20 protein-coding genes and 1 tRNA gene are annotated in these 24,401 nt (G+C 74.0%); 13 read left to right on the forward strand and 8 right to left on the reverse strand.

The window, feature by feature from the left end; translation table 11 throughout:
• Positions 1-159 precede the first annotated feature (159 nt).
• Entirely contained in the window at positions 160-612 is a 453-nt protein-coding gene (locus ABD347_RS03255; protein ID WP_425575571.1) for a hypothetical protein, read from the reverse strand.
• A 254-nt stretch (positions 613-866) separates the two neighbouring features.
• Here ABD347_RS03255 and ABD347_RS03260 point away from each other — a divergent pair, with 254 nt between their 5' ends.
• On the forward strand, positions 867-2,204 hold the full coding sequence (locus ABD347_RS03260; RefSeq protein ID WP_344356059.1) for an NsdA family TPR-like regulatory protein: 1,338 nt from the start codon (positions 867-869) through the stop codon (positions 2,202-2,204).
• A gap of 224 nt (positions 2,205-2,428) precedes the next feature.
• Here ABD347_RS03260 and ABD347_RS03265 read toward each other — a convergent pair whose 3' ends face one another.
• Positions 2,429-3,025 (reverse strand): histidine phosphatase family protein, encoded by a 597-nt coding sequence (locus ABD347_RS03265; protein ID WP_344356060.1) that lies wholly within the window; start codon positions 3,023-3,025, stop codon positions 2,429-2,431.
• Between the two features lie 117 nt (positions 3,026-3,142).
• Between ABD347_RS03265 and ABD347_RS03270 the strand changes: the two genes are divergently transcribed.
• The 6 genes from ABD347_RS03270 to ABD347_RS03295 all read left to right on the forward strand — a co-directional run bounded on the left by ABD347_RS03270 (position 3,143) and on the right by ABD347_RS03295 (position 10,491).
• Positions 3,143-4,279: a hypothetical protein gene (locus ABD347_RS03270; protein WP_344356062.1), complete on the forward strand. Its 1,137-nt coding sequence runs from the start codon at positions 3,143-3,145 to the stop codon at positions 4,277-4,279.
• Positions 4,270-5,859, forward strand: coding sequence for a hypothetical protein (locus ABD347_RS03275; RefSeq protein ID WP_344356064.1), 1,590 nt, complete (start codon positions 4,270-4,272; stop codon positions 5,857-5,859). Before ABD347_RS03270 ends, ABD347_RS03275 begins: the two co-directional genes overlap by 10 nt.
• Positions 5,856-7,193: an AAA family ATPase gene (locus ABD347_RS03280; protein ID WP_344356066.1), complete on the forward strand. Its 1,338-nt coding sequence runs from the start codon at positions 5,856-5,858 to the stop codon at positions 7,191-7,193. Before ABD347_RS03275 ends, ABD347_RS03280 begins: the two co-directional genes overlap by 4 nt.
• Positions 7,194-7,312: 119 nt before the next feature.
• On the forward strand, positions 7,313-7,663 hold the full coding sequence (locus tag ABD347_RS03285) for a hypothetical protein (RefSeq protein ID WP_344356068.1): 351 nt from the start codon (positions 7,313-7,315) through the stop codon (positions 7,661-7,663).
• A 339-nt stretch (positions 7,664-8,002) separates the two neighbouring features.
• A complete protein-coding gene (locus ABD347_RS03290) occupies positions 8,003-8,842 on the forward strand; it encodes an FHA domain-containing protein (protein ID WP_344356070.1) in 840 nt (279 codons plus the stop codon).
• A 32-nt stretch (positions 8,843-8,874) separates the two neighbouring features.
• Positions 8,875-10,491 carry a serine/threonine-protein kinase gene (locus ABD347_RS03295; protein ID WP_344356373.1) on the forward strand — a complete coding sequence of 539 codons (1,617 nt, stop codon included), beginning with the start codon at positions 8,875-8,877 and terminating at the stop codon, positions 10,489-10,491.
• A 219-nt stretch (positions 10,492-10,710) separates the two neighbouring features.
• Here ABD347_RS03295 and ABD347_RS03300 read toward each other — a convergent pair whose 3' ends face one another.
• Positions 10,711-11,619, reverse strand: coding sequence for a M23 family metallopeptidase (locus tag ABD347_RS03300; RefSeq protein ID WP_344356072.1), 909 nt, complete (start codon positions 11,617-11,619; stop codon positions 10,711-10,713).
• Between the two features lie 94 nt (positions 11,620-11,713).
• Complete coding sequence (locus ABD347_RS03305; protein WP_344356074.1) at positions 11,714-12,979, reverse strand: SH3 domain-containing protein; 1,266 nt, start codon at positions 12,977-12,979, stop codon at positions 11,714-11,716.
• A 250-nt stretch (positions 12,980-13,229) separates the two neighbouring features.
• Between ABD347_RS03305 and ABD347_RS03310 the strand changes: the two genes are divergently transcribed.
• From ABD347_RS03310 to ABD347_RS03330, 5 genes are all read left to right on the forward strand, one after another.
• On the forward strand, positions 13,230-14,054 hold the full coding sequence (locus tag ABD347_RS03310) for a peptidoglycan DD-metalloendopeptidase family protein (protein ID WP_344356076.1): 825 nt from the start codon (positions 13,230-13,232) through the stop codon (positions 14,052-14,054).
• Between the two features lie 42 nt (positions 14,055-14,096).
• Positions 14,097-15,029, forward strand: a complete 933-nt coding sequence (locus ABD347_RS03315) for a hypothetical protein (RefSeq protein WP_344356078.1) — start codon at positions 14,097-14,099, stop codon at positions 15,027-15,029.
• A gap of 95 nt (positions 15,030-15,124) precedes the next feature.
• On the forward strand, positions 15,125-15,547 hold the full coding sequence (locus ABD347_RS03320) for a hypothetical protein (protein ID WP_344356080.1): 423 nt from the start codon (positions 15,125-15,127) through the stop codon (positions 15,545-15,547).
• 198 nt (positions 15,548-15,745) lie between these two features.
• The gene (locus ABD347_RS03325; RefSeq protein ID WP_344356081.1) at positions 15,746-16,408 is read left to right on the forward strand and encodes a bifunctional DNA primase/polymerase; all 663 of its coding nucleotides are present in this window, start codon (positions 15,746-15,748) and stop codon (positions 16,406-16,408) included.
• Positions 16,399-16,472: transfer RNA gene (locus tag ABD347_RS03330), tRNA-Lys, on the forward strand. Before ABD347_RS03325 ends, ABD347_RS03330 begins: the two co-directional genes overlap by 10 nt.
• 154 nt (positions 16,473-16,626) lie before the next feature.
• On the opposite strand, the gene ABD347_RS03335 is transcribed toward ABD347_RS03330, so the two are convergent.
• Positions 16,627-17,868, reverse strand: coding sequence for a M6 family metalloprotease domain-containing protein (locus ABD347_RS03335; RefSeq protein WP_344356083.1), 1,242 nt, complete (start codon positions 17,866-17,868; stop codon positions 16,627-16,629).
• Between the two features lie 399 nt (positions 17,869-18,267).
• Between ABD347_RS03335 and ABD347_RS03340 the strand changes: the two genes are divergently transcribed.
• Positions 18,268-20,076: a putative bifunctional diguanylate cyclase/phosphodiesterase gene (locus ABD347_RS03340; protein ID WP_425575560.1), complete on the forward strand. Its 1,809-nt coding sequence runs from the start codon at positions 18,268-18,270 to the stop codon at positions 20,074-20,076.
• 274 nt (positions 20,077-20,350) lie between these two features.
• On the opposite strand, the gene ABD347_RS03345 is transcribed toward ABD347_RS03340, so the two are convergent.
• The 3 genes from ABD347_RS03345 to ABD347_RS03355 all read right to left on the reverse strand — a co-directional run bounded on the left by ABD347_RS03345 (position 20,351) and on the right by ABD347_RS03355 (position 24,364).
• Positions 20,351-22,045 carry a glycosyl hydrolase family 18 protein gene (locus ABD347_RS03345; RefSeq protein ID WP_344356085.1) on the reverse strand — a complete coding sequence of 565 codons (1,695 nt, stop codon included), beginning with the start codon at positions 22,043-22,045 and terminating at the stop codon, positions 20,351-20,353.
• Positions 22,046-22,343: 298 nt separating this feature from the next.
• The gene (locus ABD347_RS03350; RefSeq protein ID WP_344356086.1) at positions 22,344-23,444 is read right to left on the reverse strand and encodes an LLM class flavin-dependent oxidoreductase; all 1,101 of its coding nucleotides are present in this window, start codon (positions 23,442-23,444) and stop codon (positions 22,344-22,346) included.
• Positions 23,445-23,629: 185 nt separating this feature from the next.
• Positions 23,630-24,364 carry a maleate cis-trans isomerase family protein gene (locus ABD347_RS03355; RefSeq protein WP_344356089.1) on the reverse strand — a complete coding sequence of 245 codons (735 nt, stop codon included), beginning with the start codon at positions 24,362-24,364 and terminating at the stop codon, positions 23,630-23,632.
• Between the last annotated feature and the right edge of the window lie 37 nt (positions 24,365-24,401).

Consider the following 24,401-nt stretch of genomic DNA (forward strand, 5'->3'; position numbering starts at 1 on the left):
CGGGGGCCGGGCGGCGGCTCGGGCCGGCGCCCGGCTGGTGGGGCGGTGGCCGGGCGGCCGGGGCGCGGGCGTACGGGGGCCGAGGCGGCCGAGACGTGGGCGGCCCCCGGAGGCCTGGGTCCGGGGGCGGGAGCGCCGGGCGGCGCGTGCGCGCGGGCGCTATCGGCAGTTGTCGGCGGCCTCGATCAGTCGGGCGGCCTCGCCGAGGGCTTCGCGGAGCACCACGGGGTCGGTGACCGGGCCGGTGTCGCCCGGCGGGAGCAGCCAGCCGGTGCCGGTGACCGGAGGCTCCGGCTGCGCGCCGGGGAAGGGCGGGATCCGCAGACCGCGCCCGGAGGTCCGGGTGCAGGCGCTGCCCGGCATGTCCCAGCCGGCGGCGGTGCCTGGCGGCACCAGGAAACCGAGGGTGTCGCACGACCCGTCGTGCAGCACCGGTCCGACCAGCGGAGCGCCACCGCGCCGCAGGATGTCGACGGCCTCCAGGCCCTGCCGGGCCGGGACGGTCACCAGATCGCAGGCCTCGCCCTCCTCGGGCGGTTCGCTCGCGTCCGGTGTCGGCCAGTGCTCCGCGGCGGGCTGTGACGCACCGCCGGGCTGCGGGTCCACCTGCATGCCGACCTCCAACAAGGGATCCCCTCCTCGCTCGAGTCCCCGTGTGGAGACACGTTGCGTCTCTCCACATGGTTCAACGCCCCCGGGCGTCAACAGCTACGGCGGCACGCCGCCGCAAAGGATGGCAGTTCATGGCGGATCACGAAGGGGATATCCGATTTGTAGCCAAACTCTGCGTGCCCGGGCCGTCACAGCAGGTACTTTCTTGCTCCGCCGGAACAACGGCAGCGCAGTACGCAGGAGAGGGCTCGGCCATGGCGACGTCACGGGCAGTTCCCAATCTGGTCTTCCGCCGCCTGCGCGGGCAGCGCTCCCCCGGGGAGTTCGCGGCCGCGGTCCGCCGGGCCGCCCGGGAGATCGGCGAACAGGTCGCGTGCGACGCCCGTTACATCGGACGTGTGGAGTCGGGTGAGATCCGCTGCCCCAACTACGCGTACGAACGGGTGTTCCTGCACATGTTCCCGGGCCTGTCCCTGACGGACCTGGGGTTCGCCGCCCGGGAACAGGTGCGCGGCCGACGGGCGCGTACCGCGGCGGCCACCCGTGCGCCGGCGCCACAGATCACCATCCGGAACGATGAGGAGAGCGACGTGCTGCGTCGCGCATTCATGACGAGCGGCACCGCCACGGTGGCGGCCGCCTCGCTCGGCCTCGGTGCCACCGTCCCCGCGCCGCGCGCCGGGGGCAGGTTCGGCGAGGCCGAGGTGACCGCCGTCGAGGAGGCCGTACGACGGATCCGCCTGCTCGACGACCGGCACGGCGCGGACCGGCTGTACCGGATGGCCGCCGAGCCGCTGCGTACCACGTACGCGCTGCTCGACGCCGGCACGGCGGGCCGCCGGTCGACGACCGACCGGATGCACGCGGGCGCCGGTGAGCTGGCGCTCTCGGTGGGGTGGCTGGCGCACGACTCCGGCCGCCTGGACGACGCCCGCTCCCACTACGCGGAAGCCCTGGCCACCGCGCGCGTGGCGGGTGATCCGGCACTGGAGGCCCACGCCTTCTCCAACACGTCCTTCCTGGCCAGGGACTTGGGCCGGTACCGCGAGGCGGTACGGGCGGCGCAGGCCGGACAGCGGGCCGGCAGGCACCTGCCCTCGCCGCGGCTGCTGGCCCTGCTGACGCTCCGGGAGGCGGGCGGCTGGGCGGGGCTCGGCGACCGGGTGGCGTGCGAGGAGGCCCTGGGCCGGGCGCACAAGCTGTTCGGGCGCGGGCCGAGCGACGCGGACCCGGAGTGGATGTCGTTCTTCGGCGAACCGGAGCTGGAGCTGCTGGAGGCGCAGTGCTGGTCCGCCCTGGGCGACTGGCCGCGCGCCGCCCGGCACGCGCACCGCGCGGTGGCCCTGCAGAATCCGCACTTCACCCGCAACCTGGCGCTCTACCGGGCGCAGCTGGCGACCGACCTGGCCCGCGGCGGCGCGCCGGAGGAGGCCGCGGCGACCGGTGAACGGGTGCTGGACCTGCTGGGCCAGGTCCAGTCGAGCCGCATCCACGCGATGCTGACCGAGACGGCCCACCTGCTCGCCCCGTACGCCGGTGGCGCGGCGGTGTCGTCGTTCCTCGCCCGCCGCGCGGCGGTGCGGGAGGCCTGACCGCCGCGCCGCACCGCCCGCTCCGCCCCGGCACCTCGTGCGAAGCACAGGGACTGCGGGGCGGACCTGGCCCGTACTGGGGAGGGAGGCGGACAGCAGCGGCAGAACGGGCTGGTCGCGCCCGCTCGCGACGCGCCGTCGCGCGTCGACGGGCCACCGAGGAGGAAGGCCCTCCCGCCCCATGTGGGCGGAGGGGCCTCCCTCGTGCCGGGGCCTCCGGGGGCTCAGCCCTCCAGGTGCCCCGTGTCGTTCCAGCGCTCGAGCGCCGGGGCGCCGTAGGCCCAGCCGAGGGCGGACAGGCTCGTGGGGTCGAGGCGGACGCGGGCCGCGAAGGAGACGGGCTCGCCCAGCCAGCGCGCGGCGATCGAGCGCAGGATGTGGCCGTGCGCGAAGACCAGGACGTCGCGGTCGGCCGAGCGCGCCCAGGCGACGACCTGGTCCGCGCGGTCGGACAGCTGCGCCAGGGTCTCCCCCTCCGGCACGCCGTCGCGCCAGATGAACCAGTCCGGGCGGTCCGCCTTGATCTCGGGCGGCGTCATGCCCTCGTACGCGCCGTAGTCCCACTCCATCAGGGTGTCCCAGGTCTCGGCGCGGTCGCCGAAACCGGCCAGTTCACAGGTCTCACGCGCGCGTGCCAGCGGACTGGTACGGACCTCGAAGCCGTCCAGGCCGTCCCAGGGGCTCCGGTGGAGCCGTTCACCGAGCAGCTTGGCGCCCCGGCGGCCCTCCTCGAGCAGCGGTATGTCCGTCCTGCCGGTGTGCTTGCCCAGCAGCGACCATTCGGTCTGACCGTGCCGGGCGAGCAGGATCCGCGGTGCCATGAGGGCTCTCCTGAAGTCTCGCTTGGGTGTCCGTCCATCATCGCGCACGGCCCCCGCCGACGTGGACAGTGGGCGTCCGGGCCCCGATTGTCAGTGCCGGATGCGAGACTTCCCCGGGTGAGCGAATCCCTGGGCAGCGGACCGGTTCGGCGTCCGCAGACGACACTCCGGCACCGGCTCGCCGAGCTGCGCGGCCCGGCGTCCCCGCCGCATCCGCTGGACGCCCGAGCGCTGGCGGCGCTGGCGGCCAACCCCGGCTGCCGGCGGCGGGCGCTGCTGGACGGTGCCGGGGTCGACAAGGCCGCGCTGGCGTCGGCGCTCGGGGCGCCGTCCGGCTTCGGACAGTCGCAGTTCGCGTTCATGCGCGGGAACGCCTTCGAGGCCAAGGTGAAGGCCGGCGGCGGTACGGAGCTGATGCGGCTGCTGGGTGTGGCCGAGCCGGAGGACGTCCGGGTCCCCGACCTGGCGGCGGCCGGCCCCCAGGGCCGTGCGGCGCGCACGGCCCTGGCGCTGCGCGAGGCGACCGCGGCCGGGGCGTGGTCGCTGCTCGACCACCCGATGCTCGCCCTGGAGGTGGCCGGTTCGCCCGCGTACCTGGAGCCGGACGCGGTGGTGGTGCACCCCGACGGGCGGTGGACGGTCGTCGAGATCAAGTCGTTCCCCATGATCGACGGTTCCGCTGACGCGGCGAAGGTAGGCGCGGCGGCCCGGCAGGCCGCGGTGTACGTGTTGGCGCTGGAGCGGACCGCGACGGTGACCGAGGGCGCGTCGGTGGCGCACTCGGTGCTGCTGGTGTGTCCGAAGGACTTCTCCAACCAGCCGGCCGGCTCGGTCGTCGACGTACGCAAGCAGCTGTCGGTGACACGGCGGCAGCTGGCCCGGCTGACCCGCGTGGAGGACATCGCGGCTGCCCTGCCCGAAGGGGTCTCGTTCGACGTGGAGGCGTGTTCGGCGGAACAGCTGACCGCCGCGGTGGAGGCGGTTCCTTACGCCTACGCGCCGGAGTGCCTGGCCGCGTGCGAGCTGGCCTTCCACTGCCGGGGCCGGGCCCGGGAGGCGGGCGCGGTGGAGGCGCTGGGCCGCTCGGTGCGGGGCGAGCTGGGCGGGCTGACGACGGTCGGCGCGGTGCTGGCGGCGGCGCGCGGACAGGCGGGTGACCCGGACGACCCGGCGGTGTCCGCGCTGCGACGGGCGGCCGCCCTGCGGGCGGAGTCCTTGGCGGAGTCCTCGGAGGAGGCGGGCGCGTGTCTCTGATCTCCACGCTGGCGCGCCTGGAGGCCGTCGAGTCGGGGCGCGCCCAGCCGCTGGCCACCGTGCGGCACCGGCATGTGGCGGAGCGGCCGCTCGTCCTCGTACCGCTGACGACCGCCGGTGAGGCGGGCGCGCCGCTGGGGGCGCTGGTCGGGACGGACCCGGAGCAGCCCCGGTTGCTGGTCGTGCCGCAGCCGCGGGACCGGGACCTGCGGTTCGCGTTCCTCGCGGACCTCGCCGAGGCGGTCCTGCCGTACGTCGAGGGGTACGCGGACGACGTCGAGGCCGCCGAGCGGAGTGAGACGGACCCGGAGACCGGGAAGAAGGTCAAGGTCGAGGTGGAGCTGTGCGCGGACGCGCCGCAGCTGATCGTGCCGAGCCGCGCGGGCGTCGAGTACGTCCGGCTGCTGGGCCGGTCCACGCGGTTCCGGCGCACGGCCGAGCAGGACCCGGAGACGCCGTTCCCGGCGCCGCCGCGCGTCCCGCTGCTGGGGCGGTGGCTGACGCACTACGGGGAGCGGGCGCGGGTGCCGGGTTCGTCGCTGCTGCTGGCGGCGACCGACCTGCTGAACCGGCACTGGGCCACCGGCCAGTCGTCGCTGGAGGACCAGCATCTGGGGGCGTTGCTCGCCTGGGTCGACCCGCCCGGCGGCGGCTCCGGCGCGCAGGAGGCTCTCCGGGCGGAGCTGGGCCGTGACCGGGACGGCCAACTGCTGTGCCCGCCGGCCGGTCCGGCCACCGACCCGGCGTTCGACAACCGGCTGCTGGCGCCGGCCGTCGAGCGGTACGACCGGGCCCGGCAGGCCCTGGCGTCGGCCGAGGACGCGGAGGCCGCCGACGAGCGGCTGGGTGACCTGCACCGGGCGGAGCGGGAGATCCGGCGGCTGATCCTCACCCAGCTGCGGCCGACGTGGCACGCCGTGTGGCGGGCGGTCGAGCTGGTGCGCGAGCTGCCGCCGGGCTCCCGGGTGGCGGACCGGTGGACCCGCGACCGCTGGTCGTTCACCGGCCACCGGGACCGGGTGCGGGCGGGCGAGCCGCCGCAGCCGCGCCGGGACGACGCCGTCACGGCGGCCAACAAGCTGGCGGCGCGGGAGAGCGCGCAGGCACAGCTGGAGGCGCAGGAGGCGCTGGACGACCCGCTGGTGATGGCCGAACGACGGCTGACGGGCGAGGCGTTCGTGGCGGAGGTGGTGGAAGTGACGATGGCGTGGTCGGAGTCCAGGCGGCCGGCACCGCGCCCGCTGCTGACCGTGCGCACGGACGACCGGCCGCACCTGGGCGAGGCGGTGAAGGCCTACCGTTCGCTGGAGGGCAAACCGCAGGCGGTGGAGTTCGTGCGGTACGAGGAGGACGGGTCGCTGGTGCTGCGCGTCCTGGACCGGATGGGCCGGGGCAAGGAACCGGCACAGGGCTCGGTGCCGCGGAAGGGCGACCGTCTGGTGTGGACGCTGTTCGAGCACGACCAGCGGGTCGGCGCGAAGCTGCCGGACCCCGAGGAGACGCCGTGGACGCACGGCGGTCCGCCGCGGGTGGACGCCGTGGAAGCACCCGACGCCGTGACGCCGGAGGACCTGCTGTGACGTCCGTCGCCTTCGACCCTGCCGCCGCGGCCTCCCGGGCCACCCGGGAGATCCTCGACGACACGCTGCACGGGGACGCCCGGGGCGTCGTCGTGGACTCGCCGCCGGGCGCGGGGAAGTCCACGCTCGTCGTGCGCGCCGCGCTGGAGCTCGCGGCGGCCGGCCGGCCCCTGATGGTGGTCGCCCAGACCAACGCGCAGGTCGACGACCTGGTGCTGCGCCTCGCCGAGAAGGAGCCCGGGCTGCCGGTGGGGCGGCTGCACAGCAATGACTCCGACCCGTACGACAAGGCGCTCGACGACCTCGACCACGTACGGAAGTCGGCGAAGGCGGCGGACCTGGCCGGGCTGGACGTGGTCGTCTCGACGGCGGCGAAGTGGGCCCATGTGAAGGGCGTCGAGCCGTGGGGGCACGCCATCGTCGACGAGGCGTACCAGATGCGGTCGGACGCGCTGCTGGCGGTGGCCGGGCTGTTCGAGCGGGCGCTGTTCGTGGGCGACCCGGGGCAGCTGGACCCGTTCAGCGTGGTCGGCGCGGACCAGTGGGCGGGGCTGTCGTACGACCCGTCCGCGAGCGCCGTGTCGACCCTGTTGGCCCACAATCCGGATCTGCCGCAGCACCGGTTGCCGGTCTCCTGGCGGCTCCCGGCATCCGCCGCGCCGCTCGTCTCCGCCGCGTTCTACCCGTACACGCCGTTCCGCAGCGGGACGGGGGCCGGTGACCGGCAGCTGTCCTTCGGGGTGCCGTCGGACGGTTCGGGCCCGGACCGGGTGCTGGACGAGGCGGCCGAGTCGGGCTGGGGCCTGCTGGAGCTGCCCGCCCGGCTCACCCCGCGCACCGACCCGGAGGCGGTACGGGCGGTGGCGCTGGTGGTGCGGCGGCTGCTGGACCGGGGCGGCGCGGCCGTGTCGGAGCGGTCGGCGGACCCCGTGCCCCTCACCGCGGACCGTGTCGCGGTCGGCACGGCCCACCGCGACCAGGCGGCGGCGGTACGGGCGGCCCTGGCCGACCTGGGCGTCGCGGGGGTCACCGTCGACACGGCCAACCGTCTCCAGGGGCGGGAGTACGACGTGACGGTCGTCCTCCACCCGCTGTCGGGCCGCCCGGACGCGACGGCGTTCCACCTGGAGACGGGGCGCCTGTGTGTCCTGGCCTCCCGCCACCGCCACGCCTGCGTCGTGGTGTGCCGGGCGGGCGTGGCGGACCTGCTGGACGAGCATCCCTCGACGGAGCCGGTGCGGCTGGGCGTCACGGTGAAGTTCCCGGACGGCTGGGAGGCCAATCACGCGGTGCTCTCGCACCTCTCCGAGCACCGGATCCCGTGGTCGCCCTAGGGTCCGGCCGCCCGGGGGAAGGGGCGCACTTGCGCCGGGCGGGAGAATGGAAGGTGGTCCATCACGACGGGGACGTCCCCGCGGGTGGGGGAAGCTCGTCGTGCGAAGAGGAGAGGTTCATGGCGGAGACCGAGCGGAGCGAACGGCGGCTGCGGCCCGCCCCCCTGCTCTTCGAGCCGGCGGAGGCCGCGGCCGACCCGGAGCACTTCTTCGACCTGGAGTCGATGGAGGACCCCAGGGAGCTGCTCGTCCGGTCCACGGAGCTGGCGCTCGCGTTCCGCGCGGCGACGGACCGGGCGGTGGAGTTCCAGGCGGTCGCGGCCGCCCAGCTCGCCGACCCCAGGCGGTTCGACCGGCTGACGGCGGGGGACATCGCCGAGCGCGCCGACTGGACCGAGGACTACGCCAAGAAGATGATCGAGTTCGGCCGGGACCTGCTGCGTACCGGCGGCCGCGCGGAGGGGACGTAGCCCCTCCCGGGACCGCGCTCGCCGGATCTCCTTCCGGCGCCCCGTCCTTCCGGAGTCCCCTCCTCCGGCGTCCTCGTTCCGGCCGCGTTCCGGCCGCGCTCCGGCCGCGTTTCGGGGCCGCGTCGCGGGCCCTCCGGCTGCCGCGCAGGTGGAGGCCGTACTCCGCGACCCCGGCCGCCGTCACCCCTTGCCAGCGGTCGGAGGGGCGTACCGGACGGGAGGTTGAACGCGGGACTACCGCCCCGGAGCCGGGTCATACTTGCGCCTGACGGGCGGGGGGCCACGGGAATCGGCGCCGCGCCCGCGAGGGCGACGGCCATGGGATTCCAAGGGGGAACGATGAGCGGCGTACTGATCCACCTACCGTCGGACGAGGGGGCCGCGACGACCGCCGGCCCGGAGACGGCCGCCGGCCCGGAGGCGGGGGCCGTACCCGCCTCCGGGCCGGTGACCCTGCGGCTCGGTCCGGGCAGCGTGGCCCGCTTCGGGCGGGGCTCCGCGTCCACGCCCGTCGAGCTGCGGCTGGCCAACCCGGCGGTGTCCCGGCTCGCCGGGGAGATCCGTGTGACGGACGACCACTGGCAGCTCAGCAACCTCAGTACCACCCACAGTTACCTGGTGGAGAACCCGGAAGGAGCCGGCGAGTACTTCCGGGTGCCGCCCCGGCGGGCCGGCGCCCCCATACCCTTCGAGTTCGCGCGCGTCATCCTGCCCGCCCGCGGCTCGACGGTGAGCTTCCAGGTGTTCGCCCCCGACCACGTGTACCTCGACCCGGGCGGCATGGACGGCCGGGGCACGCGGACGCTCACCGCCTTCTCGCTCGACGAGACGGCCACCTACTTCCTGGTCCTGGTGGCGCTGTGCGAACCACGGCTGCGCGACGAGTCGACGGTGGCCGTGGCGACGACCCCCCAGATCGTGGAGCGGTTGCGCAGCCACCCGGACTGCGCCCGGCTGACCGCCCGGGCGGTCAGCTCCCACATCGACTACCTCGCGGAGGAGAAGCTGCGGATCAGCGCCCCGGCGGCGGCCGACCCCCGGCAGGGCGCCCGGCGCAACGGCAAGCGGGAGGCGGTGGTGGGCCTCGCCCTGCGCTTCGGGCTGGTGCGCGAGGAGCACCTGGCGCTGCTGCCGCCCCGGACCCCCTCCCGGCACCGGGTGAAGGTGACGGACCGGTGAGCGGCGGACCGGTGAGCGGCGGACCGTCGGAAATGGTGCCCTCCGGCTACCGGGTCGGCGAGTGGGAGGTGACCGAACCGATCGGGGCCGGCGGGTGGGGCACGGTGTACGCCGCCCGGTACGTCGGCGGCCAGGGAGAGGCCGGGGAGGACGGCGGCGCCCCGGGACCGCGCCCGGGACCGCGCCCAGGAGCGGGAGCGGAGCCGGGACCGGAGGCAGAGCCGGGGGCGGGAACGGGACCGGGCCCGGAAGCGGAGCCGGGCGCGGGACCGGGCGGCGCGGCGGAGGTCGCGCTCAAGTTCCTCCCCACCGCGGGGCTCGCTCCTCGCCAGGCGCGGGGCCTGATGGAGACCGCCCGGCGCGAGATCGAACTCGGCCGGCGGGCCCAGCACCCACGGCTGATCCGGCTGCTCGACTCCCTCACGCTCAGCGAACCCGAGAATCCCGTACTCGACGGGGCGGTGGTGCTCGTGATGGAACGGGCCCGGCACAGCCTGCGTGAGCGGTTGCACACCCCGTCCGCCGACGGCTCGGCGGCCCCCTCGCCGTCCGGCGCCGGGTCCTCCGGTCCGCCCGCGCAGCCGCCGCTGTCGGCGGCGGAGGGAGCGCGGTTGCTCACCGAGATCTGCGAGGGTCTGGCGCACCTGCACAGCCTGGGCTGGGTGCACGGTGACCTCAAGCCCGACAATGTCCTGATCGTGGCGGACGGCTCCGTACGGCTCTCCGACTTCGGCCTGGCCGTGGAGCTGAACGGCACCCACGGCTACATCCCGCCCCTGGGCACCCCCGACTACCTGCCGCCGGAGCGCTGGCGGGCACCGCTCGGCGAACGCGGCGTGCAGGTGCGGCCGAGCACCGACATCTGGGCCCTGGGGATCATGATCCACCAGGTGTTCACCGGAGGAGCGTCCCCGTTCGCGGGCGCCACACCGATGGCTCGCGGGGCCGCCGCCCAGGAGTACGCCGAAGGCCGGGCGTCGCTCCGCATGGACCTGCGCGTACCGCCCTTCTGGCGGGAGCTGGCGGCCGACTGCCTCATCCCCTCCCCCGACGAGCGCGCCGCGCACACCGCGAGCAGTCTGCTGGCCCGCATCCGCGCCGAACAGGAGCAGGGGCGGCAGCAGGGGCGGGAACGGGACGTGGCGCCGCTCCGGGCGGGACGGCGGGGACGCGCCGCGCTGCTCGCCGCCGCCGTGGCCACCGTGGCGGGCGGCGCTGCCGCCGTCGGCTGGGCCTTCCTCGGCGGTGAGGACCGGACCCCGCGTACCGGCGGCCCTTCCGAGGGGCCGGGGCGCACGGTGGCCGGCGAACGGACCGCGCGCGTCGAGGTGTTCAACGCCGAGGAGCCGTGCCGCCAGGGCGGCAACCGGGACCCGATGTGCAGCCTCGGTCTGGCGATCGACCCCATGGAGCCGTACACCCTCGACAACGTCGTGGCGACCCGTGTCTGGCACGGGGACACGATGGTCGCCGACTGTCAGGTCCCGCAGGGGGTGCCGATCGCCGACGAAGCGGGGGCGCGGTCCACCCAGTGGTTCCGGGTCCGGCTCCCGGCCGGGGAGGGCAGGAGCACGGCGTGGCTGCCCGCCGTGCGGGCGAAGGACCGTCCCGCGCTCCCGGAGTGCCCGGGACGGCCCTCCGCGAGCTGACGTCACCAGCACCCTCCGCGGGCTGCTCACCCTCGGCGGGCTGACGTCAGCGCACCCCCGGCGGACCGACGTCGGCCCGCCGTCAACGGACCGGCGTCAGCCCGTCCTCCGGACCGGCGTCAGCCCGTCCTCCGGGCTGACGTCGGCGCACCCTCTGCGGGCTGATGTCAGCGCCCCCCTATTTCGCGCCGGCGTCAGCCCGCCCTCCGCGGACCGACGTCAGCACAACCGGATGTCCCGCCCGTCGTTGTCCTTCGCCTCGTCGTTGCCCCAGCGCTGGAGGTAGTACGCGGAGACATAGGCGCGGCCCGTGCCGCCGGGTGCGACCTCGTCCAGGTCGGTGAGCAGCCACCAGTGGTTGTACGAGTCGCCCACCCGCACCTCGTCGCCCCACTTCTTGCACAGGACGTAGTTGGTGCCCTTCAGCAACCTGCCCTGGGGGGCGCAGCGCGGGCTGCCGTCGCCGACGCAGTCGACCGCCGCGTAGCCGGTGGCGTCGGCGAAGGTGTCGACCCACACCCTCACCGGGTCCCCGCCTCCGCCGCCGCAGGCGTTGGTACTGGTGACACGGGGGAACGGCCCTGCGGGCGAGAGCCGGTACTCGGTGCCCTGGATCACCGGGTGGACCATCTCGTCCGTCTCGCCGTCGTTGTCCCCGTTGGTGTCGTACAGCTGCTCGTAGTGCAGGTGCGCCGAGGTCGTCCCGATCAGGCCCAGCCGTCCCAGGGGCGTCCCCGAGGCGACCTGCTGTCCGAGCCGTACGTCGATGCGGTCCAGGTGCAGGTAGACCGTGAACCACCCGCCACCGTGGTTGATCTCCAGGCCGCCCGGTGCGAAGAACTCGGTGACCGTGCCGGCCGCCGAGGCGGCGACCTCCGCGCCGAGCGTGTCGCCACCGACGCGGTACATGTCGAGTTTCTTGTCCTCGGGCGTGTGACCCCGGTACGTCTGGAGCTGCCAGGTCTGCCCGCAGGCGAAGGGCAACCGGAAGTCGGGCCGCGCGGCGGCGGCCGCGGGGGGTGCCGCCGGACCCGCCAGCCAGAGCCCGAGCACCGTGAGCGCCGTCAGGACGGCGACGAGGGGCGCGGGCACCGGCGGCCGGAGCGGACGCCTCCAGCGGAGATGCATGGGGTCCTCCTTGTCCGCGCGGCACCGTGCCGGCGGTTCCTCCGTACCGTGCCGCAGGGGTGGTGCGCGGCGGACCCCCGCGTGTTCCGGGGTGTCAGCACTGGCGGGTGACGCCGCCGGTCGCGTCGCCCTTGAGGTAGATGGCGCTGACGTAACCGACCCCGCCCGCGTTGAGGGGGAGCTCGACCCACTTGTCGCTGGTGTAGCCCTCGGCCGTGACGGTCTGGCCGGTCTTCCAGCAGTTCGCGGGGTAGGACTGGCCGGCGTACACCTTGCTGACGATGGCGCAGCCGGTCGACGCGCAGGAACGCACGTTCGCCTCCGCCCACGCCGTCACCGTCGTCCCCCCGCCGTCCGTGGGCTGGAAGGTGACGTCCACCCAGTCGTTGCCGGTCATGCCGAGGCCGTCCCAGAAGGTGCCGTCGGCGACGTCGATGCCGGCGGGGTTGGCGACCCGGCGGCCGAACTCGTCCAGGCCCCCGTTGTAGCCGTTCTGGTACGCCGCCTGGGCCTCGGGCATGCCCTGGGGCAGGTCGCGCCACATCTCGCGCTGGGCCGGCGGGTTCCAGTAGTCGTCCCTGGTGTTCCACGGCCCGACGTCCCACACCGGTGCCGTCTCGCAGCGGCCCTTGTAGCACAGCCTGACCCGGTACTCCTGGCCTCCCTTGCTCGCCAGCATGCGCCGTGAGGGCAGCGCGACGAAGTGGTCGCGCGGCTTTATGACGTGGCCGTTGGCGGTGGTGTGCCCGACGAGGCCCTCACGGGTGGCGAACAGGCGGTAGGTGACGGCGGTGGCGCCGGCGGCCCCGGCGGCGGTCACCGGTGGCTCGGGCTGCTCCGCGTCGGCGTGGACGACGAGGTCCGAGACGGCAGGGGCGCCGCCGCCGTCCCGGTGGCCCAGGAGCGTGAGCCGGACCTGGAGCACGGACACCGCTTCCGGCAGCCGGACCTTCCCGCCCGGCCCCGCGGTGCGCCACTGCGTCCAGTCGCCGGGGTGGCCGCTGCCGCGCACCTCGGTCAGCAGCCGGGTCCCGGCCGGGACAACGGCCTTCTCGCGGACGGTGAAGGCCGTCGCCTGGCGGCCGAGGCTCCTGCTGGGCGAGGTGTAGACGGCGAAGGAGTGACGGGGCTCGGAGGGCGTCCGCGTACGGGCGTCGTCGACGGTGATGCCGCCCGCGCGGTGCGCGATGTTGGTCTGGTCGCTCTTCTCGCTGGTCAGGTCGATCCGCCAACTGCTGCGGACCGGCCGGTCGGCCGCGGCTTCGGCGGCCGTGCGCGTGGTGGCGGCGGCCGGTGGCACGGTCGCCGCCACCAGCAGGACGCAAAGGCCGGTGATCAGTCTTCGGACGGTGGCTCTCATGCGGGCTCTCCCCGGCGGTCGTTCGCGGTACGGACGGCACAGCCCTATCCGAGCCCCGCTCCCGCTGTCCCTCCGGAACGTCCCGGGTGCCGGCGGCCGCCGCCCCCCGCGTACGTTCCGTGCCGCTGGTCGGGGACGACGCCGGGCGCGACGGCCCGGCACTCGTACCGACCGGCGCTACCGCTGGACCAGCGGCTCAGCTCAGGGATCACAGGGGCCCGCGTCAGGGACCACAGGGAAGGAAGCACTCGTGCGTCTTGGTCTGTCCGGCTTCACCTCACGTGCCGGCCTCGCGGCCGTCGCCGCTCTGTTCCTGCCCCTCCTGGGGGCGCCCGCCGGGCACGCGGCCCCGGCCTCCCCGGCCTCCTCGGCCTCCTCGGCCACCGTGGCGGCGCCGGCCCCTGCCGCCGCTTCCTTCGCGGCCTCGTGCCCGGCCGCCGGCACCGTCAGCCAGTGGTACAGCGCCACCCATGACGGCGTCGACATCGCCAACGCCGTCGGCACCCCGATCTACGCCGTCGGGTCCGGCGAGGTGATCGCCTCCGGGCCGGCGAGCGGGTACGGCCAGTGGATCCGCATCCTGCACTCCGACGGGACGGTGACCGAGTACGGCCACATGTACCACCGTGACGTCTCCGTGGGGCAGCACGTCACGGCGGGCCAGCGCATCGCGCTGATGGGCAGCGAGGGCCAGTCGTCCGGGCCCCATCTGCACCTGCGGGTCCGCGTCGGCACCTCCACCACGGTCCGGGGCATCGACCCGGTGCCCTACCTGCGGGACCGGGGCGTGAGCCTGCCGTGCACCCCGGGCGGTGGCAGCGGGCGGACGACGGTGACGGCGTGGGCGGAGGCGAACGTGCGTTCCTGCGCGTCGACCGGCTGCGCCATCGTCAGCAAGGTGTACGCCGGCCAGTCCTACCCCGCGAACTGCTGGAAGACCGGCCAGACCGTCACGGCCGAGGGCTACACCAGCGACAAGTGGGTCGAGCTCCCCCTCAACGCGGGCGGGGTCGGTTACGTCAGCGCCATCTACCTCAAGGGCGACGCGACCGGCGGCGTCACCCGCCAGTGCTGACACCCCGGAACAGACGGGCTGAGAGGACACGGGGAAAGCGGTATGGCGATCAGAGGACTGAGGTGGCTGCTGGCCGCCGTGGTGGGCGCGGGGCTGCTGACCGCGGCAGCCCTGACCGTGGCGGCCCAGGGCTCGCCCTCCGGCCCCGCGGCGGCGGGGAAGCCGGCGAAGGCGGCCCCGGCCGCGCCACCGAGCCCGAGCACCGAGGAGAAGGACCTTCTGCACCGGGCCGAACAACTGCTGATCCGGGACTGCATGGCCGGGCAGGGCTTCCGCTACTGGCCCGCGCCGCGACTGCCCTCGGCGGAGTACCGCGAGTTCCCCTATGTGGTGGACGACGAGAGGTGGGCCGCGAAGCACGGCTACGGCCGGGAGATCGAGCGCGGCCATGAGCGGCGGTGGAGGAGCAGCGAGGGGAAGCGGTACCTGGACGGCCTCCCGAAGGCCCGTAGGACGGCGTACACCGCGGCCCTCTTCGGATCGAGCGCGGACACGACTCCGCTCAGGGCCGAGGTCGCCATGGGCGGGACCTTCACCCACAGCGACCAGGGGTGCGCCGCGGACGCCTGGCGCCGCCTCTACGGCGACGTCCACACCTGGTACCGCTCGTACCAGATGGTGAACAGCCTGCCCGGCATCCGGGTGGGACGGGTCGCGGAGGAGCCGGAGTTCCAGGCCGGCCTGGCGGCATGGCGGAGCTGCATGAAGAAGAGCGGCCACCCCGCCGAGAACCCCCCGGAACTGCGCCGGGTCCGGCTGCTCGACACCGGCGCCGGAGCCGCGGCGGCGGATGTCGCCGCCGCCACGGCGGAGGCCCGGTGCGCCCGGACCAGCGGGCTCGCCGCGACCGCCGAGCGGCTGGACGAGCACCACAGGAAAGTCCTGTACGGCGAGCACCGCTCCGCGTTCGACACGGCGCGGCGCATGCAGCGGGACGCCCTGCCCACAGCTCGCGATGTGGTCGGCCGGGGCTGACATCGCGTGTGAGACCGCACCTACCGGCAGTGCCGGGCACACCGCTCGGCACCATTCGCACCTGCATAACGCCAATGAAAGGGAATGACGCCACCATGGCAAAGATCCGCACCGCTCTCCTCGGCGCCGCCATGGCCGCCACCGCCGTGCTCGCCGCACCGGGCATCGCCCAGGCCGACGGCGGCTGCAACGCCGGCGAGTTCTGCGCCTACTCCGACGAGCACGGCCAGACGTACCGCACCCCGAACAGCAGCCCCAACTGGCCCGACACCATACAGAACAAGGTCGACTGGGTGCAGAACCTGGGCACCGGCGGCGCCCCCGCCCAGGTGAACATCTACTACAACGAGAACTACGCGAGCGCGTACGCCTGCCTGGGCCAGGGCTCCCAGTGGAACCTGCGCGAGAGGACCCAGGTGTTCTCCTGGACGGGCGCCTACAGGGACGGCCACATGCGGGTGGTGCACGACGACGCCGCTTCGCACAAGTGGGTGTGGACCTGCGGCAACAACACGTGACCGGTCCGGTCACCGCGAGGGCGCACCGGCTCACCGGTGCGCCCTCGCGGGCGTGTGGTGGGCCGGGCCCGTCGGCCTGCCTCCGGCCAGTCGCTGTGGCATATGCCGGGCGGCAAGATACTCCCTCCCACCCGTTCCCGTCCCGATTTCCCGCAACTCGCCGGAGCGGAACCATCACCGGGGGTAAATCTGGTTGACATGAGTACCTGGCTGCGAGACGAGACCCCCCTGAGCCCGGCCCACGACGTCACCGACGAGAGCCGCTCCGACATCTTCCGCTTCCTGCGCGACGAGGGACGTCATCACACCGCGCAGGTCACCGCGGACGGCGCTGACTGGCTGGCGTCGGCGGCCGCGTACCCCCGCTCCACGCTCGCCCTGTGGGAGTCCCGGCCCACCGCGCCGGCGGTTCTGCCGTGCGGCTCGGTCTTCGACGTCGTGAGCGTGGAGTCGGTCTTCGGGCGCCGCATGCTCGACCGGCTGTGGGACGAGGGCCCCGGGTCCGGTCCGGTCGCCGTCCACCGCGGACGGCTGCTGCTGTTCACCGCCCCGGGGACGGCCCACCGGCTGCCGTCGCTGCTGCGCTGGGAGGAGTGGGGGCAGGCCGTGCCGCCCCTGCTCTGCCACGGCACCGGGGACGCGGTCACGGTGCCCTCGCTGACTCCGGGGGCCGCGGACGGCGGCGCGCCGCGCTGGCTGGTGGCGCCGGACGCCCGGCACCCCTGGCTGCCGGGGCCGGAGGTGGTCCTCTGGGCCTGTGTCCGGGCGGCTCGCGCGGGGGTCGCCGCAGGCGTGAAGGTTTCGATTTTTCCTCCCGCCGACCAGGGTGCTAATGTCTACGACGTCAGCAGGCGCCGCTAGCTCAGTTGGTTAGAGCAGCTGACTCTTAATCAGCGGGTCCGGGGTTCGAGTCCCTGGCGGCGCACAGACGGGAAAAGCCCCTCGCGGTCGCGAGGGGCTTTTTCGTACGCCCACGGCTTCGTACGCCCACGGCCCTGACGGCGCCGCCGTACGTCACGGACTCATGTCGCGGCGCGGCCTCCCGCACCGCCCCACGGCCATGACGGCACCCGCACGTCTCATGGCGTGGTCACCCGCACCGTCCAGGTTCCCGCCCGCGTCCGGTCGGCGACCTCGACCCGGACGTTCTCCCCCGGCACCGTGAACGTCTCCCCCACGCGCAGCGGCGCGTCCGCCAGGGGCGGGTAGACCGACCGGTCCCAGCAGGCGCCGGTCGACGGGTGGGTGTCGACCACCTCGACGGGACCGGCGCCCGACACCGCGTCCGTACGGACCCGGTAGATCAGTACGCCCTCGGTGCAGGTGCCGTGATCGTTCCCGGTGGCCCCGCGCGCCTCGATCGCCAGCGCGCTGTTGCCGCCGGTCCTGACGACCGCCAGGCGCGTGCCGACCGAGGCGCCCCGTTCGGGTGCCGCCGCCAGGGGCTCCAGGGTGAAGCGGCTGCCACCCGGCTCGCCCACGCAGCGCACCTGGCGCCGGTTCAGCCAGCCCAGCTTCCACTTGTGCCAGCCGAAGAGTTCCGGCGCGAGGGCGAACTGGCTGCCCATGACGTCCCAGTCACCCACATGGGTGTCCCAGTCGCCCTTGCCGTCCGTGGGGCGGTGGTACAGGTCCGGCAGGTCGAAGACGTGCCCGGTCTCGTGGGCGAGGACGTTCCGGTCCGGAGGGTGCCGCTCGAAGACGGTGACCACCCGCCTGATCGCCGCGCCGTCGGCGTACAGCGGGGTGTCGAAGTTGACGACCTTCGTCGCGTCGGAGTCCACGCCGGGCGCGTCCGGGTCGGCGACCAGGTAGACGATGTCGTACCGCGAGAAGTCGACCACCGGATCGACCGCGGCGAGCGCGTCGCGGAGATAGGCGGCGCGCCGCCCGGGCTCCCAGTCGCGCCGTATGGCGTACGAGGTGGAGGCGCGCGGCATCGGGGTCCACTCGCGCCGCGGGTGCGGGCGCAGGGTGAACTTCCCGTACGAGGCGCGCTGGAAGAAGTGGCTGGTGGCGGGGAAGTAGTCGGCGGCGAGCATGTCCGGGGTTGTCAGCGGCGCGGAGTCGGGGAACGACAGGAAGACCATGAGGGCGTCGAGCTCGCGGACGGGCCGCGGATAGGCCGGGTTCCAGGTGTCCAGACCGAGCGAGTGATGGGCCTCGGTGCGCGGCAGGGCGCACGGGCCCGCCGCGGAGGCGGCGCTCGCGGGGCCGGCGACGAGGCCGGTGGCGGCGAGCGAGCAGAGAGCGAAGAGGCTCGCGGCGGTGGAACGCAGGCGACGGCGTTCCACTCCGTCGGGTGGCTGCTGACCCTCCACGTCGACCTCCGGTGCGGCATACGGGACGTCTCACCACCCTGTGCCGATTTGTGGTGTTACGCCCTGTTCCACTGCCCCACTCGGGTGAGTGGGCGACGCGCCGCACCGGTCCAGGAAGTTCACCGACAGTCACATCCGGTCATGGCAGAACCGGGCCGCGCCACACCCGTGCAGAAACGATCGGCCGCCTGTGGACGGTGAATTCCTCACACCAACCCCATGCGTCTCACGCGGTGGCGGCGCTGGAACGACCGCCGCGAGAGCCTCTATGATCGGCACACTTTCCTGGCCGACCCATCCCGACCACATCTGTACGCCACAACTGCCTTGCGGGAGCGAGCCGTGAACGGAACCTCCGAAGGACCGGGAGCTGCGGCAGTCTCATCGACCGGAACCGCCATGCGGCCGATCACAGAGAGTAATGAAACTGTCGGTGAACCGCGCCCCTCGACCGTCGTCGCCCGCGTCCCGGCAGAGACGCACGGCGCGCACGGCGCGCACGTCCCGGACGACTACCGCGCCGCCTTCAACGCCGCCCACCTCGCCATGGCGGTGGTGGACCCCGAGGGGCTGGTGGTGACCGCGAACGACGCACTCGCCGCGCTGCTCGGCACCGACGCCGCCTCCCTCAGCGAGCAGGCCGCCGCCGACCTCGTGGACCTGGCCTCCGACAGCCGCACCTGGCACGCGTACCGCGAGGTGCTGCGCGGCCGCAGATCCCGGTTCCGCTGCACGCGCCGTCTCAAACACCCCGACGGGCGCTCCCTGTGGGCCGAGGTGACCGTCGCGCCGGTGACGCCCAGCCGGGGCGTCCTGCTGTCGATCGCGGACATCAGCGACCGGCGCCAGCTCCAGGCGCGGCTGCGGCACCTCCAGATGCACGACCCGGTGACCCGGCTCCCCAACCGCACCCTGTTCTTCGAGCGGCTGACCTCGGCGCTGGAGAACTCCTCGTACGACGACGGCGGTACCGGCCGCATCGGCCTGTGCTACCTCGACCTCGACGGGTTCAAGGCGGTCAACGACACCCTCGGGCACCGTGTCGGCGACCGGCTGCTGGCGGCCGTGGCGGCCCGGCTCACCGAGTGCGCCGACGGCGACGGCCACAGCCGTGGCGGCGGCCACCTCGTGGCCCGCCTCGGCGGGGACGAGTTCGCGATCCTGGTGGAGGACTCCACCGGTACGGAGCAGCTCGCCGACCTCGCCCGCTCCGTACTCGCCACCGTGCAGCGGCCGTTCGACCTGGCCGGGCAGCGCCTGTCGGTCTCGGCGTCCATCGGGGTCGTCGAACGGACCGCCGCCGGCACCACCGTCAACGGTCTGATGCAGGCCGCCGACACCACGCTGTACTGGGCCAAGGCCGACGGCAAGGCACGCTGGACGCTGTTCGACCCGGAGCGCAACGCGCACCGGATGACGCGGCAGTCGCTCTCCTCCACCCTCCGACCGGCCGTCGAACGGGGCGAGTTCGCGCTGGAGTACCAGCCGCTCGTGGGAATGGCGGACGGGAGTGTACGGGGGGTGGAGGCGCTCGTCCGCTGGAACCACCCGCAGTTCGGCCCCCTGGCGCCGAATCGGTTCATCGGAATCGCCGAAGAGGACGGGTCGATCGTCCAGCTGGGCCGCTGGGTGCTGCGCACGGCCTGCCGGCAGGCCCGGCAGTGGCAGCTCGACCACCCCGGTGAGCGGCCGCTGTTCGTGAGCGTCAACGTCGCCGTGCGCCAGGTGTGGGACTCCGACCTCGTCGCGGACGTCGCCGAGATCCTCGCCGAGACCGGCCTCGCCCCGCACCTGTTGCAGCTGGAACTGACCGAGTCGGCGGTCATGGGCTCGGCCGGCCGGCCGCTGCAAGCCCTCCAGGCGCTCAGCGACATGGGTGTACGGATCGCCATCGACGACTTCGGCACGGGTTACTCCAACCTCGCCTACCTCAGCCGCCTGCCCGTCTCCGTCCTCAAACTGGACGGTTCCTTCGTCCGGGGGTTCCAGGACGAGGAGCACCCGAACCCGGCCGACGAGGTGATCGTCGAGGCGCTGGTGCAGCTGGCCCACCGGCTCGGCCTGACCGTCACCGCCGAGTGCGTGGAGACCTCCGGACAGGCCGCCCGGCTGCGCCGCATCGGTTGCGACACGGGCCAGGGCTGGCTCTACTCCCGCGCGGTCACCGCGGAACGCATCGCGGAGCTGATTGTCGTCAACCCCGGCTGACCCGCGTGGCGCCCTCCCCGCCGCTCCCGGTCGCACCCCGCAAGGAGTCCCGCAAGGAGTCCCGCACGGAGTCCCGCACAGCGGCCGGGCGTCGCCGTCACGGGACCGGGCGCCGCCGCGCCGCCGAGACGCGGCACGGCACGGCACGGCACGGCCGGCCGGGCCGCCGTGGACGAGTTCTTCGACGTACTGGTGGGCATCGCCCGGACGGTGACGGCCGCCGCCCCCCGCCCGGGGGAGGTCCGGGCGGGGGGCGGCGGCGTGCGGTGACCCGTCAGCAGGAACCGAGGTCCTGCCAGACGCCCCACTCACCGGTGGTGCCGGGCTCCTCGCCCTTCGTCCACCACTTGGCCTTCCAGGTGTGCCCCCCGTGGGAGACCTGCGCGCCACCGGTGTACTCCGCGGCCGGCGACCAGGCCGCCGCCGCACAACCGGCCGGCGGGTCCGTCGGCGTCGGGGTGGGCGTCGGCGTCGGGGTGGTGGGGGTCGGAGTGGGGGTGGGGGTCGGAGTGGGGGTCGGGTCCGGGGTCGACGGCGAGGAACCCACCGCCGCCACGATGTCGTTCAGCAGCGTGGTCTTCTCGTCGAGCCCGAGCAGCGAGTACATCATCGCGCCCGCCAGGCCCCGGTTGTGGGCGTAGTCCGCACGGGCCTGGATGGCGCGCTTGTCCAGTCCCGTGAAGAACTCGCCGTCCTTGTAGAAGTACGCGGCCTTCGCCTCGTCGTCCCAGAAGGTGGTCGCCGGGTTGTCGACGATGCCGCCGAGCTCCTTGTAGTGCGCGATCCCGGCCTGCTGGCTGACCGGCCGGGCGGCGGAGGCGCCCGTCGCCGGCTGCGCGAGGCCGTTCTCCGTACCCGCTGGCACGCCCTTCCAGCCCCGGTAGTAGAACTCGTAGCCGAGTGTCAGCTTGTTCGCCGGGAAGCCGCCCGCGATCCCGTACGCCGGCGCGCCGTCGATCCAGGCGTCGATGGCGTTGTCGATCGAGTACTTCTCGGTGCCCGGCTTGATCGGATCGGTCGGATCGCCCGCGCCGGAGTACAGCGGCGACTGGTGGTACGTGGGCCCGTCGCCGTCCCAGGCGCCGTGCATGTCGTACGTCATGATGTTCGCGTAGTCGAGGTACGCGCCGATCTTGTCGGTCTCGATGTGCTTGATCTTGTCCTGTCCGGCCGGCAGGGCGGCGGTCAGCAGGTACTTCTTCCCGCCGTTGGCCGCCCCGTACGCGTCGAGCTGCTTGCGGAACTCGGCGAGCAGCAGCGTGAAGTTCCGCTTGTCCTCGGGCCCGTAGTGGTTGCCGAGGTGCCCGTCGGGCGAACCCGGGTACTCCCAGTCGACGTCGATGCCGTCGAAGATCCCGGCGGCCGTGCCGGGCCCGCCGTAACCGCCCTCGACGGGCAGGTCACCCGCGATGTACTGCTTGACGCACGAGGCCACGAACTTCTTGCGGCTCTCTTCGGTCCTGGCCGCGTCGTGGAAGTACTTGGAGTACGTCCAGCCCCCGAGCGAGATGTTGATCTTGAGCTTCGGGTACTTGGCCTTCAGCTCCTTGAACTGGTTGAAGACGCCCACGATCGGCTGGTCCCACTTGTCGGCCACCCCGTCGACACTGTCGGCCGCCGAGAAGGACCGCTGGTAATCGGCGTACGAGTCGCCCGCCCCGTCACCGGCGTTGGGGTTGTTGTCGTCACCCGCCGCCTTGTTGGCCTGGAAGCAGGTCAGCTCGGTCGGGTGGATGTTGCCGAACGAGTAGTTGATGACGTCGAGCTTGCCGGCGATCCCCCGGGTGTCCAGGTGCTTGGGGTAGAAGGCGTTCCCGTACACGCTCCACTGGTCGTAGTACGCGATCTTCACCCCGCCGGAGGAGGACGCGGCGGGCTGCGCGGTGGCCGTGCCGCCCACGGCGGCCAGCGCCCCGGCGGCGAGCACCACGCTCGTGAGCGCGGCGATGAGGGGTTTGCGGTGGTGCACGTGCGGCCTCCGGGAGGGGTGTGCGGTACGGCGGTTGGAGCAGTGATAGCCGCCGCCAGAACACCGCGTCAATGGTCCGGACCAAACGAGGACTAGACCAATCCGTCGACAAAGCCCCTCGTCACACCGCTGCAGCGAGCCGAGAAAGCGCCTGCCACCACCCGGTGACAAGCGCTTTAAGTCTGGCTTAGGAATCTTGTGCGGCCGTTCCCGAGCGAGAACCACCCCGCCGCCCCACCGCCCCGCACCCGGCCACCCGGCCCGCCCCCGGCCACCGGCCGGGGGCGGGGTCCGCGGGTCATCCCCGCGGGGCGTCCGCCTGCAGGTCGTGGGCGTCCGCCGGCAGGTCGTAGGCGTCCGCGATCAGCTCGTACGACCGCAGCCGCGCCTCCGCCCCGTGCGCGTTGGCCGTGATCATCAGCTCGTCGGCGCCCGTCCGCTTCAGCAGCCCGTCCAGGCCCTCCCGGACCACGTCCGGCGTGCCGTGCACCACGTTGGCCAGCCAGCCGTCGACGAAGTCGCGCTCGGCGGCGCCGAACCCGTACGCCTCCGCCTCCTCCGGCGTCGGGATCAGGCCGGGCCGCCCGGTGCGCAGCCGGAGCATCGACAGCGCGCCCGTCAGCACCTGCCGCCGCGCCTCGCGCTCGTCGTCCGCGGCCAGCGCCGAGACGCCGATCAGCGCGTAGGGCGCGTCCAGCACGGCCGAGGGCCGGAAGGAGTCGCGGTACAGCTCCAGCGCCGGGATGGTGTTGCGCGCCGAGAAGTGGTGGGCGAACGCGAACGGCAGCCCCAGCATCCCGGCGAGCCGCGCGCTGAACCCCGACGAGCCCAGCAGCCACACCGGCGGCCGCCCCTTCGGGCCCTGCACCGGTCCGGGCACGGCGTGGATCCGCGCGTAGGGGTGACCGTCGGGGAAGTCGTCGTCCAGGAAGCGCACCAGTTCGGCGAGCTGCTCCGGGAACTCGTCGGCGCCCTCGCTCAGCCGGTCGGTGCGGCGCAGCGCGGCGGCGGTGGCGCCGTCCGTGCCGGGGGCGCGGCCCAGACCGAGGTCGATCCGCCCCGGCGCCATCGCCTCCAGCGTGCCGAACTGCTCGGCGATGACGAGCGGCGCGTGGTTGGGCAGCATGACGCCGCCGGACCCCAGCCGTATCCGCGACGTGTGGGCGGCGAGGTGCGCGAGGATCACGGCCGGCGACGACGAGGCGACCCCGGGCATGGAGTGGTGCTCGGCGACCCAGTGGCGGTGGTAGCCACGCCGCTCGGCCAGCCGCGCGAGGGCGACGCTGGTCCCGAGGGCCTGCGTGGCGGTGCGACCGCTGCCGACGGTGACCAGGTCCAGTACGGACAGGGGTACGGGGGCGGTTCCGCTCGCCGTGCCTCGAATCGCGTCGTCGCTCACCGGTGGGACCCTCCTGCGTGGGAATACGTTCAGCCAGCAGAACAGGAGGGGCTCTCCGGTTATTCCCGCCGTCCCCGCGCCGGCACCCGCCCGGGCTCCCCCGCCGGGGGCTCCCCCGGCCGGAACTCTCCCGCCCGGCGGCTCCCCCGGCCGGACCGGCGCCCGCGCGCTCCCGCCCGGCCGCGCTACCCCGTCCCGTCCTCCCGCTTGCGCGCGAACAGCGCTCCCAGATCCGTCGACCACGCCCCGCGCCGCTCCGCCAGGCGCAGCCCCTCCCACACCGTGACCTGGTTCGCCGTGAGCACGGGCTTGCCCACCGCGGCCTCCAGCTCCGGCAGGCACGCCACCGTGTGCAGCGCCGTGTCCGGTACGAGGACGGCCTCCGCGCCGGGATGGTCCGCCGCCCGCACCAGCTCCAGCACCCGCTCCGGGCCCCAGGCCGCCACCTCGGCCGCCGTGACGGCCCCGGCCGCCCCCGCCGCGACGACCTCGGTACCGGCCGCCTTCAGGAAACCGGCGAACAGCTCGGTGACGTCGTCCGGGTACGTGGCCGCCACCGCCACCCGCCGGGCGCCCACCTCCCGCAGCGCGTGGACGAACCCGAACGAGGTGCTCGACGCCGGGAGCCCGGCCGCCACCGCGAGACCGCGTACCTGCTGCTGGGCTCCCTCCCACCCGTGCACGAAGGAGCCGCTCGTGGACGCCCACACCACCGCTTCGGCGCCCGACAGGCGCAGCTCCTCCATCCCCGCGGCCAGCCGCTCCGCCGACCCCACCTCCAGCAGCGCGTCGACCCGGCGCGCGCCGTCACCGGTCCGGGTGTGGACGATCGGCACATTGACGCCCGTCAGCAGCGTCTCGATCCGGGGGTAGTCGTCCTCCGCGGAGTGCCCGGGATAGAGCAGGCCCACCGTCGTCATGTCATGCCCTCCTGTCCTTCGCCGGGGACAGCGCCCC

Origin of the sequence: Streptomyces gobitricini (genome assembly GCF_039532985.1) — a bacterium.
GTDB lineage: Bacteria > Actinomycetota > Actinomycetes > Streptomycetales > Streptomycetaceae > Streptomyces > Streptomyces gobitricini.